We start from the raw sequence: 11,773 nt of genomic DNA, 5'->3' as shown, positions 1-11,773 counted from the left end.
TAAAGTTGATTGTAACTAGAGAAATATAGGTTTGATAAGGTTTTAATTGGGCTTATCAACTTTAAAATATTTTAATTGACAAAATATATTTTTGGGGATATTATGGTTACGAAAGATAACCTTATATTAAAAAGTTACTCAATTTACGAGTGATCAATTAATGTTTGTGTATCTTCCTGAGTCTGTTTCAAAACTTATGAATGCAAATTTTGCAGAACTGACTCTAGCTTTGATTCTTGTAGTTCATTATCGGTAAAAGGCTGATATTACTATTTCACAAAATGGAAAATCCTTTTTCGATAAATTCTATTTGTCATTAATGGTTATTTGAGACAATCGGAAATCGATATTAGGTTTGGGGAACCTCCCTTTATATGATAGAAAGGAGAAATCATTATGATGGAAATAACTGTTACAGTCAAATTTCAAGGGAAAAATTATTTAACAAATGTTATTGCCTATAAAGAGGTTTCAGAACAAGAGATCTTACGTTTGGCTGAAGAACAAGTTAGAAAACAATGGGCGAAATAAAAAAACGCATAATTTTACTTTTGCATTCGTTTTCTGTACATTAATTGATTCATTTAAAATATATGAAGTACTTTTTATGAAAACTTGAGAATGGGAGGTGTCTGTGATGGACAGAAATTTTTCACTTGAACTTGTCAGAGTCACAGAAACAGCAGCTATAGCTGCTGCAAGATGGTTGGGAAAAGGGAAGAAAGATGAAGTGGATGAGGCAGCCACACAAGGCATGCGGGATATGTTTAACACCATCCATATGAAGGGAACGGTTGTAATTGGAGAAGGCGAAATGGATGAGGCTCCAATGTTGTATATCGGCGAGCAATTAGGAACAGGGGATGGCCCTGAAGTAGATATAGCAGTTGATCCATTAGAGGGAACCAATATTGTTGCTGCAGGTACATGGAACGCTCTAGCTACCATAGCAATAGCAGAGCGTGGCAATCTTTTGCATGCACCAGATATGTATATGGAAAAGATTGCAGTAGGTCCGGAAGCAGCAGGGAAAATTGACATCAATGCCCCCGTAATTGAAAATCTATCAGCTGTTGCAAAAGCAAAACACAAGAATATTGAAGACCTTGTAGTAGCTATTTTGAACCGGGAAAGACACGAAAAAATGATTCAGGAGATTCGTGATGCTGGTGCAAGAGTGAAGCTGATTCAAGATGGTGATGTTGCAGCAGCCATTAATACAGCATTTGAAAAAACAGGAGTCGATATAATGCTTGGTTCGGGAGGAGCTCCTGAAGGTGTGTTGGCTGCTACGGCATTAAAAAGCTTGGGTGGAGATTTTCAAGGAAAGCTTTTACCACAAACGGAAGAAGAATGGATTCGTTTAGGAAATATGGGCATTCAAGAAGTTAACCGCGTTTTAATGTTGGAGGACATTGTGAAAGGTGAGGATGCCTTTTTTGTAGCAACAGGTGTAACCGACGGTGAGCTTCTTAAAGGGGTTCAATATAATGGAAGTTTCGCAACAACTCATTCGGTTGTCATGCGTGCTAAAACAGGCACGGTTCGGTTTATAGAAGGTCAACATAGTTTAAAAAAATGATGTCGATTTGGACATGGTTAGGGAAGAATCATTCTTTTTTATGAAAATAATTTTGAGGAGGAAATTAGTATGCAAGTTGGATTAATCGGATTAGGGAAAATGGGGTTAAATTTAGGACAAAATCTATTGGATCATAACTACGAGGTAGTAGCATTTGATTTAAATTCTGACACAGTTGAAGAAATGAGAAAATACGGAGCTAAAGGTACATCAAGCTTAACGGAACTTGTTCAATCCTTGGAAACACCAAGAGTTCTTTGGATTATGGTTCCACACTCCGTAGTTGATTCGGTAATTGATGAGATTACACCCTTTTTAATAAAAGGTGACATAGTAATAGAAGCTGGTAACTCCCATTATAAAGAGTCGGTTCTTCGTTACAACCGGCTGAGAGAAATTGGAGTTCACTTTATGGATGCGGGAACATCTGGCGGAATGGAAGGTGCCCGAAATGGAGCTAGTTACATGGTTGGAGGAGACCAGGAAGCTTGGGATATAGTCGAACCTATTTTCCGTGACACTGCTGTAGAGAATGGATATTTGTATGCAGGTAAGGCTGGTAGTGGTCACTTCATGAAAATGGTTCATAACGGAATTGAGTATGGAATGATGGCTGCCATCGGTGAAGGGTTTGAGGTCTTAGATAAGAGTGAGTTTGACTACGATTATGAAAAGGTAGCAAGAGTGTGGAATCATGGTTCCGTTATTCGTTCATGGCTCATGGAATTAACAGAAAAAGCATTTTCTAAAGATGCGAATTTAGATGAGATAAAAGGGGTTATGCATTCTTCCGGTGAAGGCAAATGGACAGTTGAAACAGCTTTGGACCTTCAAGCCGCTACTCCTGTTATCGCAATGTCCTTATTGATGCGCTATCGTTCACTAGAGAACGATACATTTACAGGGAAAGTCGTGGCAGCACTGCGCAATGAATTTGGTGGACATGCAGTGGAAAAGAATAAGAGTTTATCCTGTATTTCTTTTTAATTACTCAAACACAATATCATTTATACAACAAAATGAAGTAGAAAATCTAAGTAATTTTGAAAGGTGGAATTAAGAATGAATACGTATTTATTGCTGGTTACATTTGCTGCAATTGTGATCGTCGTTTTAGGAGTATCTTGGTGGAAATGGCATGCGTTTATAAGTTTAACCTTTGCAAGTTTGTTCTTAGCAATTATGGCTGGTTTATCAATGGATAAAATCGTAAGTGCCTATGAAACCGGGGTTGGGAATGTTCTAGGTCACTTAGTGGGAATTTTGGCGTTAGGTACGATTTTAGGAAAGATGATGGCAGAATCAGGGGCCGGAATGCAAGTAGCGAATTTCTTCGTTCGTTCCTTTGGTGTCAAGAAATTACCATGGGCTATGCTACTTTCTGGTTTTATTATCGGAATCCCGGTGTTCTTTGAAGTTGGTATTTTAATTTTATTACCTTTAGTCATCTCCATTCATAAAACAACGAAACAAAATATATTATTAATCGCTTTACCAGCTATTACTGGACTATCTATCGTACATGGTCTTGTACCGCCGCACCCAGGGGCAATGGCGGCAATAGGGATCTATAAGGCTAATCTTGGAAAAGTGCTACTCTACGCACTAATCATTGCGTTGCCTGCAGCCATCATCGCAGGCCCATTATTTGCAAAGTGGGTTCATAAACATGTGATTCCTGAAGGAGAACCAGAATTGATTCGTATTAATACAACGGCGAAAAAATTACCTGGAACAGGAATTTCATTCTTTGTTATTTTATTACCAGTATTATTAATGATCTTATCAGCAATTTCACCGTATATGTCACTACCTGCCGGCCAGATGAAATTCTTAACATTAATAGGGAGTCCTGTCATTGCGCTTTTGATTGCTAATTTTACGGCATTCTTCTTTCTCGGATTTCGTCAAGGGATGGATAAAAAAGCTATTAAAAAATTTACAGAAGAAAGCCTGCTGCCAGTTGGTTCAATCCTAGCAATCATAGGGGCCGGCGGCGGATTTAAGCAAATTCTTATCGATAGTGGTGTAGGTACAACCATTGCTCAAATGTCCGAACATTTATCACTATCTCCACTTGTTTTGGCATTTTTGATTGCTGGATTGATTCGTATTGCGACTGGTTCAGCGACGGTTGCCTTAACAACAGCAGCCGGTATCGTTTCACCAGTTGTCCAACACATGTCAGGTGTGAATCTGGAATTGCTTGTTATCGCGACAGGTGCAGGATCATTGATGTTTTCACATGTAAACGATGCTGGATTCTGGATGGTAAAAGAATACCTGGGATTATCCGTAAAAGAAACCTTTAAAACCTGGACAGTGCTGGAGACAATCCTTTCATTTGTTGCTTTTGGCGGTGTATTATTGCTTAATTTGTTTGTTTAGAAACCATACTACTATTAAAAACTATAGAGGAAGTTTAAGTGACACATCTATAAATGTTTTACGCGAAGGAGAGAAGCTAAATTTTGCTTCTCTCCTTATTAGGAAATCACAATCAAATTCTTAAATTAAGAAAACACCAGCCAATGAATTAAAAAAGGAAAATCACTCTTTTGACAGAGTAGCTCTAATTAAATACAATATTTCTAGAAATACTGAAATAAGATTCTGCATAATGGTGCTGAATATCGGTAACTTGTTTTTAATGCCACTGGGACTTGCTTCTATTTGGCAAATCTCCTTGGCTATCGTCCTTACTATCGGACCAGGCGCCGTTTTATCAGCCTTTCTCAAGCTCTTCATCGGACGCTGGTTCGACCAGTTCGGCAGTGTGCGGTTTCTGATTCTCGGGCATGGGATTATAGCTCTCGTTTTGATAGCCTTTTGGGCAGACCTAGTCACATCACCGACTGTAATCTTGTTCGGGTACCTATTCTTCTCGCCCGCGACCTCTGTAACGTTAGCTTCGTTAAATTACGAAACGTCACGTATTTTGCCGACCAAGTTGATCGGCTCAGGCGTGGGATTTATGCAACTCATCCAGTTTTTCGGCGGTTCGTTTTCCGTTGCGGTTTGCGGTATATTACTCGAATTTCAAAAAAAGAATTCGCTGGTCCGTGCCTATGAAAATGTGTACGGCGCTTTAATTGCGGTATACATTTTCTCGTTAATCTCGCTGATCCGGTACATGCTATCCGTCCGTCGGTCCGAGCCATCGAGGGGTAACATAACGGAAAAAGCGCGGTGTAGATAGCAAAATAAATGAACAATTGAGGAAAAATACATTTGGTAAATAAAAAGTAACCAGTAGCATCATTGAGGTATTGACACTTACCTATTAGTAAGTTAAAATTGCACTATGGAAAATCGAAAAGTACAAATAATAGATTTAGCAATGCAGTTAATTCAACAAAAAGGGTATGTAGCGTTTAGCTACGATGACATCTCTAAACAACTAGGTGTCACAAAGGCAAGCATTCACTATCATTTTGAGAAAAAGGAGGATCTAGGAGCAGCGATTACCGATAGGATCATGCAACGATTGGATAGGTTTTCGAATAGCAATGCCTCTATATCGCCAAATGAGAAACTAAAGAATTTTTTTACGGACAGATTGGAACGCTTTAGATGTTATGACATTTGCCCAATCTCGTCCTTACAAACAGATTTTGAATCTTTGCCTGAGGCAATGCAGAAAAAGGTAAAGGAAATAAGCGAAAAGGAACTACTAATTATTACGAATATACTCCGGGAATTACAGGAACAAGGTGACCTTCAATCTTCAGTCGATGTCGATTCACTTGCCCTAATGATTTTGGCTGCTAGTAAAGGGGTTCTTCAATACCAACGTGTGCTTGGAAAGGACCTTATCGCCGATTTTTTGAAACAGGTAAGCAATCTTACTGATAAATAGCAGCTTACATACCAACAACCGTTACTTTCACTAATAAGTAAAGGTTGTTGGTATAAAATTGTAGACGATACTGATCGCTTTACTCAGATTTCATAAACGAGCAAGCCAATTTATTATAAAGTATGGATAGATCGACTCTTAAAAAATTACGTTTATTGACAATTCAATTGGAGTTATTTCGGAGGAACATTATGCTGCAAAAAAATAGCTTTAAATGTTCTTTTGTTTATTAGATATATTTGTGATGGCAGCTCAATTGAAAGAACATCTCTGATTAAATATAATATTTCTAGAAATACTGAAATAATGGTTGCTGAAAGGAGGTTTTTTGCGGTGAATGATGATATTGCAGTAAAAGTCTATAAGGCACTAGGTGAATCGACTCGTTTACAAATCGTAAAATTACTTACTCAACAATCAGAGTTAGCTTGCCTAGAAATGACAAATCAATTAAAAGTCCCGAACAATTCAACATTGACGCATCATTTAAAACTATTACTCGATTGCGGATTATTAGCAGTTCGCAGAGAGGGAACCTTCAGATATTACAGTCTACAACGAGAAGTCCTTGCTCAATACGCTCCTGCTTTACATTAATGTTAAAACGGAATAATTTTAATTTCAATTTCAGTATTTATAGAAATATTGAATCAGGGAAAAAACTGGGGAATGAATTGTTAAAATTGGAAGGGAAACAAATTCTTAGGGAAATATAAAAATGGTTTATAATAAATTGTTTGCAAAGCTTAAATATCTTCTTTCATTTTGTTTGTTATTTCAGTGTTTTTAGAAATATAGAATTAAAAGAAATAAAGAGGAGGAAATTCAACATGTCAAATACAGCAAGGATTTATATTTTAGCACTGATAAGTTTTTTAGTCGGTACTTCACAACCCATCATCTCAGGTATTTTGGATAAAATGGCAGAGGCTCTAGGAGTGTCAATTGGAGCGGCTGGTCAATTAATTACAGTCTTTTCATTAGCCTATGCCATCGGTACACCTATATTACTGGTATTAACGGCTAAAATGGAAAGACGAAAATTACTGATCTATGCGTTATTTGTTTTTATTGTAGGAAATTTACTTTCAGTGATTATTCCAGGGTATGGATTATTTATAATTGCTCGCATTATTATGGCTTTAAGTACAGGTGTCGCGGTCGTTACAATTTTAAATATCGCAGCAAAGATTGCACCTGCTAATAAAAAGGCCAGTTCAATTGCAACAGTTGTCATGGGATTTACCGCATCATTAATCATTGGCGTTCCTATTGGACGTTTTATTACATCCACGTATAGCTGGAAATTTGTATTTATCGGTACCGCAATATTAGTTTTACTTGTCATTTTTATTGTTTTAAATACAATACCAAAAATGAATGGTGATGCTTCAATCCCTTTAACGAGACAAATTGCGATGTTCAAAAAACCAAAAATTGCTTTAGCATTATTAATCACCTTCTTTTTAATGACAGGATACGGAATTCTTTTTACTTATTTATCTCCATTCCTTGTAAAAAATGTAGGTATGAGTGATTCTCTTGTAAGCATTACTTTATTAATTCTTGGAGTTGCAAGCTTATTTGGTTCTAAACTAGGTGGATTAAGCTCAGATAAGAGAGGCGTAATTTTTACATTAAAAATAGGGTTACTTGTAAACGTAACATCTTTAGTCGTGCTTTCATTCATTTCACATTCAATTATTGCAGTATTTATTATATTGACAGTCTGGTCATTTTCAGGCTGGTCATCAGGTGCAACTCAGCAATATAATTTAGCAACGATATCACCTGAATCCTCAGATGTATTGCTAGGACTGAATCAATCGATGATGCAATTAGGCTTTGCGGTTGGTGCAGGTTTAGGTGGAGTAATTGTGGGGCAAATATCATTATCTTCCATTTCATGGTTCAGTGCGTTAAGTATTGTGTTTGCAAGTATTACAACATTTGGATTATCACGTTTCTTAAATAATAAAAAGATAGTCAACCAAGGTTTTGTGGCACAAAAGCGAGCTTGATCAAATTAGAGGAGTCTTAAATCGTTATTTTTGCATTTTTGTTTAAACATCAACTTTTCCACAGAACAGAAATTGTTTGTCTTAATGTTTAAAGTAGGATCTTAAATCTGGAAGGAGAATTCTTATAATGGATATTTCACAACAAACCGCGCTCGTTACTGGCGCAAACCGAGGACTTGGTCGACAACTCGCTCTTGAATTGATCTCTCGAGGTGCTACTGTTTATGCGGGGGCGCGTAACCCTGATAGTATCCAACTACCGGGAGCAAAACCATTGCAAATCGATATCACCGATCCTATCTCTGTGGCAGCGGCAGCAGAGGTAGCGGGTGACGTGACTCTGCTGATAAACAATGCTGGGGTGTCGACAGGCGCCTCTCTTATCAATGGTAGTTTGGAGGACATCCACACCGAATTTAATACCCACTTTTTCGGAACTCTTTCGATGGTTCGCGTCTTCGCACCGAAAATAGCCTCGAACGGGGGCGGTACTATTCTAAACATTCTTTCAGTGTTATCCTGGTTCAGTAGTGTGAATTCAGGAGCATATTCTGCTGCCAAGTCAGCCGAGTGGGCTCTCACCAACGCAATGCGTTTAGAACTGGCTGACCAGAAGGTACGCGTTGCAGGACTTCATGTCGGGTACATGGACACAGACATGACTGCCCACTTGACAGCTCCTAAGTTAAATGCTGCTGATGTAGCAAAGATTGCTATCGATGGAATCCAGGCTGACAGCTATGAGATTCTTGCCGATGATTTGAGTCGAAAGGTTCAGAAAGGTCTGGCTGGTGGAGTCTCGGCTCTATACCCACAGTTCGAATGAGCAATATTGCAGACTGATTAGCACCCTTTTTAAAAGTGAACTGTATCTTTTTATATTACATTTAGAGAAGTGATAATGACATGCGATAAATTTCGAATAATAAATGGGAAATAAGATGCTTGAAAGGAACAGAAAGAATAAAAAAAAGAGGTCTGTGATTGAGACACTTATAGTAATGTTGGAGTGGTCAAGACACGTTTATATTTAATGATCATCGAAATAAATATTCGTTGATCTACTCTCGAGATATCCCAAAATAAATGAAGGAAAACACATCTCAAACTATTAAATGTGTTCTCCTTCATTTATTTACTTTCAATCTTGTTGTAGGGGGCAAATAAACCAAGGCATATGTGTCAAGAACAATACTAACGCCATTAATACGAAGAATAGGGGACGGTGTTTATCTGTAAGGTTTATTTTTCTGTTTAATTATTTTAAGATATGATTTTTTGTATTAGCAGTAGGTGCACTATAAACCACACAGAAGTTGACTGCTAGCGGACCTTTTTTTATTGAGCTCATAAATATTTGAGATTAATCACTTTCCCTAGTTTCAAATTTTGAAAGATAGTCTTTTAAAAATCCAATCGATCGATTTATATAAATGGTGTCATTATAAAGCTTTGTCATCATAAGAGATCCTTCAATTGTAGATATAAAAATTGTTGTGAAGGTTTCCGAATCTATTGTAGAGATTATTTCATTGTTACTTATCCCAGTTCGAATGATTCGAAGAATCACAGAATAAAGGTCATTCATTGCTTTTCTGGTCTCATCACGTAAGTCAGGGTGCGCATCATCGGACTCGATTGCAGCATTAAGAATTGGGCAGCCGCCAGGAATTGGCTTGTCTTCTGCTAATAGCAAAAAGACTTCAAGAAATGCGTTCAATTTTTCGATAGAAGTATTTTTGCTCCTAATTGCTTCTTGAAAGGTTGTGGACATCGTTTTAATAGAAAATGAAAATGCATCCAAAGAAAGTTCTTGTTTGCTTTTAAAGTGATTATAAATCCCTCCTTTTTCCATACCAGTCTTTTTCATAATATCTGTAATGGAAGTTGCCAAGTATCCCTGGGTATTTAGAAGTCCAGAGGCCTTTTCAATAATCATCTGCTTTGTTCGTTCTCCCTTACGCATTTTTAACCCTCATTTACATTAGAAATTTAAAACCGGACGGTCTTTTTAATGTAAGTATAACCTTTTATGTAATTTAAATCCTCTTTTTTTATTAGAATATTCAAATCATATTGACGACTATAACTTAGATTAGTGTATAATAAAAAACAGACCGGTTTATATTTTTTATTGGAGGGATTTATATGAACGAGAGAATTTTAACTATGCAAAAAATAATTAATCGCGAGGTTCCGCCGCCACCTATCGCCAAGTTAATTGGTGCAGAGCTGTTACAAATTGAAGAGGGTATAGCAGTTTTTGAATTAGAGTGTAATACAGAGAAACATGCAAATCCTATGGGAACAATTCATGGAGGAATACTATGTGATTTAGCCGATATGGCAATGGGCGTGGCCTTTTCAAGTTTGTTAGAAATGAATGAGTCCTTTACGACTGTTGAACTTAAAATCAATTATTTGAAACCGATTTGGAATGAAAAAATTACAGCAAAAGGTGAGGTTATAAAAAAAGGAAAGACAATTGGGCTAATCAAGTGCGATGTTTTTGATGAAGGTGGTTCATTAGTAGCCCATGCTTTAAGTACCTGTATGGTCCTTCGTGGTGAAAAATCAGTTGGAAGATAAAAAAGTGCCAAGTAGAGATTTTAGAATTAGACGGTGAATTAAATATTAAAGCGGAAAAAAGTTCTAACGTCAATTTGAATAAAGCAGGCAAGGTCGGGCTCCATTAACTGGGAAGAGGAGAGTAATTCTGCTCTTATTAGCTTGACACTTACCTACTAGTAAGTTAAAATACAGTAGTGGAAATCGAAACACACAAATTTTAGGCCTGGCACTAAAACTTATTCCGGAAAAGAGTTATGTTGCCATAAGTTTTGATGATTTCTCCAAACAGCAGGGGGTAAATAAGGCAAGCATTCACTATCATTTTGAAAAAATAGAAGATTTCGGAGTTGCCGTTACCGATAAATCAGTAGCTTATACATTTCTGTCATGGATATAAGGTACTTTGCAATATTAACGCATGTTAGTAAAGGATGTATGATCCCAAGTTCTGAATCAAATAAACCGTCTTTTTAAAAATTAAAAGGCGGTTTTTCTAGGAATATAACTTACCAACTAGTAAGTAAAATAAAATTAAGAAAGTAGGAATTTCTAAAATGAAAAGAATGCTTTGGGTTTATCTTATAATGTCCTGCTGTGCAACATTTATTACACCGTTATTTCCTTTGTACAGTGAACATTATCAATTGAATAGTCTGCAAATTACGATTTTGTTTGCCGTTTATGCCGCTATCCTACTGCCGACCTTGTTTGTTGTAGGAGCCAAAGGGAGCGCCTGGGGATTGAAGAGGGTGCTTCGCAGCAGTATATGGATTTCTATTGCTTCTACGTTGCTCTTTCTAGGCAGTTTTGATGTTTGGATGCTCTATGCTGCAAGAATATTGGAAGGTATTGCATATGGCTCTTTTACAGGTACTGCCGCTGCATTTTTAATAAAACAAATCTCTCCTAATAAAGTAAGTACAGCTATCAAGTTATCAGGAGCAACGGTACTCATCGGATTTGGCCTAGGTCCAGCTATTGCTGGTTTAATTTTGCAATATTTACATCTGCAGCCGCTTAGAGTACCATACTGGTTTTTACTTGTAATGTTAATTACTTCTTTAGTAATTCTGGAAACTCTTCCTAAGCATGAGGATTCCCTCATGCAGAAACCGGCTAAGACTAAGATATCACTTGGAGTGCCTAATAGTATTCGTTCACATTTTTGGTCATTTGTTGCACTGCCGATCTTTACTGTTTTCACAATTCAAGGAATTGCGTTATCCCTAATACCTTCTTTCATCAGAAATGTCATTCACACTTCAAATCTTGCTTTTTCGGGGATTATAATATTGTTGCTTCTTGGAGGAGGGGCTTTGGCTCAGTTCGTTCCTTGGCCGAGACATCCAGTCTCACGGATGCGCTTTGGAATCTTCCTACTTGCTATTGGATCATGGGGCATTGTATTTTCTGGTCTGACAGCGAATTTATTTTTGGTATGGGCCAGCATATTCATTCAAGCAATTGGCGGTGGGTGGACGTTTCAAGTTGCTTTAAGGTTTGCCAGCCAATTGCCGAAACCGGAAGAACGTCCGCGAGTCATTTCGGCATTTTATTTATGCGCCTACTCCGGATTCATAATTCCTCCTATTGGAGTCGGAGTGCTGACTCAATTTTTTAGCTTGAATTTCTCATTGATTATTCTAAATTTGTTTGCTGCGCTAATCGTTATCTATGTATTGATTTATTCAGTCAGATTTAATCGTTATTATTCTAAATATTCTAAAGTTACATCAACAG

General features: G+C 37.3%; 12 protein-coding genes. 11 read left to right on the top strand and 1 reads right to left on the bottom strand.

Features of this window, described 5'->3' with window-relative positions; translation table 11 throughout:
- Positions 1 to 396 precede the first annotated feature (396 nt).
- The 9 genes from V7161_RS16280 to V7161_RS16245 all read left to right on the top strand — a co-directional run bounded on the left by V7161_RS16280 (position 397) and on the right by V7161_RS16245 (position 8,288).
- Positions 397 to 531 (top strand): BA3454 family stress response protein, encoded by a 135-nt coding sequence (locus V7161_RS16280; protein WP_335714023.1) that lies wholly within the window; start codon positions 397 to 399, stop codon positions 529 to 531.
- A 106-nt stretch (positions 532 to 637) separates the two neighbouring features.
- Positions 638 to 1,582 (top strand): class II fructose-bisphosphatase, encoded by a 945-nt coding sequence (gene glpX, locus V7161_RS16275; protein ID WP_335714022.1) that lies wholly within the window; start codon positions 638 to 640, stop codon positions 1,580 to 1,582.
- A gap of 69 nt (positions 1,583 to 1,651) precedes the next feature.
- On the top strand, positions 1,652 to 2,569 hold the full coding sequence (gene gnd / locus V7161_RS16270) for a phosphogluconate dehydrogenase (NAD(+)-dependent, decarboxylating) (protein ID WP_335714021.1): 918 nt from the start codon (positions 1,652 to 1,654) through the stop codon (positions 2,567 to 2,569).
- A gap of 75 nt (positions 2,570 to 2,644) precedes the next feature.
- The gene (locus V7161_RS16265) at positions 2,645 to 3,970 is read left to right on the top strand and encodes a GntP family permease (protein WP_335714020.1); all 1,326 of its coding nucleotides are present in this window, start codon (positions 2,645 to 2,647) and stop codon (positions 3,968 to 3,970) included.
- Between the two features lie 232 nt (positions 3,971 to 4,202).
- On the top strand, positions 4,203 to 4,781 hold the full coding sequence (locus V7161_RS30415) for a hypothetical protein (RefSeq protein WP_420491630.1): 579 nt from the start codon (positions 4,203 to 4,205) through the stop codon (positions 4,779 to 4,781).
- A gap of 105 nt (positions 4,782 to 4,886) precedes the next feature.
- On the top strand, positions 4,887 to 5,441 hold the full coding sequence (locus V7161_RS16260) for a TetR/AcrR family transcriptional regulator (protein WP_335714019.1): 555 nt from the start codon (positions 4,887 to 4,889) through the stop codon (positions 5,439 to 5,441).
- Between the two features lie 333 nt (positions 5,442 to 5,774).
- A complete protein-coding gene (locus V7161_RS16255; protein WP_335714018.1) occupies positions 5,775 to 6,038 on the top strand; it encodes a metalloregulator ArsR/SmtB family transcription factor in 264 nt (87 codons plus the stop codon).
- Between the two features lie 233 nt (positions 6,039 to 6,271).
- Positions 6,272 to 7,462: an MFS transporter gene (locus tag V7161_RS16250; protein ID WP_335714017.1), complete on the top strand. Its 1,191-nt coding sequence runs from the start codon at positions 6,272 to 6,274 to the stop codon at positions 7,460 to 7,462.
- A gap of 127 nt (positions 7,463 to 7,589) precedes the next feature.
- On the top strand, positions 7,590 to 8,288 hold the full coding sequence (locus V7161_RS16245; RefSeq protein WP_335714016.1) for an SDR family oxidoreductase: 699 nt from the start codon (positions 7,590 to 7,592) through the stop codon (positions 8,286 to 8,288).
- Positions 8,289 to 8,825: 537 nt separating this feature from the next.
- Here V7161_RS16245 and V7161_RS16240 read toward each other — a convergent pair.
- Entirely contained in the window at positions 8,826 to 9,428 is a 603-nt protein-coding gene (locus V7161_RS16240) for a TetR/AcrR family transcriptional regulator (protein ID WP_335714015.1), read from the bottom strand.
- A gap of 182 nt (positions 9,429 to 9,610) precedes the next feature.
- Between V7161_RS16240 and V7161_RS16235 the strand changes: the two genes are divergently transcribed.
- Together V7161_RS16235 and V7161_RS16230 are read left to right on the top strand one after the other, a co-directional pair.
- Positions 9,611 to 10,051, top strand: a complete 441-nt coding sequence (locus V7161_RS16235; RefSeq protein WP_335714014.1) for a PaaI family thioesterase — start codon at positions 9,611 to 9,613, stop codon at positions 10,049 to 10,051.
- A 536-nt stretch (positions 10,052 to 10,587) separates the two neighbouring features.
- The coding region (locus V7161_RS16230; RefSeq protein ID WP_335714013.1) for an MFS transporter at positions 10,588 to 11,773 on the top strand (1,186 nt) is incomplete at its 3' end.

Source organism: Neobacillus drentensis, assembly GCF_036965425.1.
GTDB lineage: Bacteria > Bacillota > Bacilli > Bacillales > Cytobacillaceae > Neobacillus > Neobacillus drentensis_F.
Note: the sequence above shows the minus strand (reverse complement) of the source record. Positions and strands in the feature narration are given on the sequence as shown.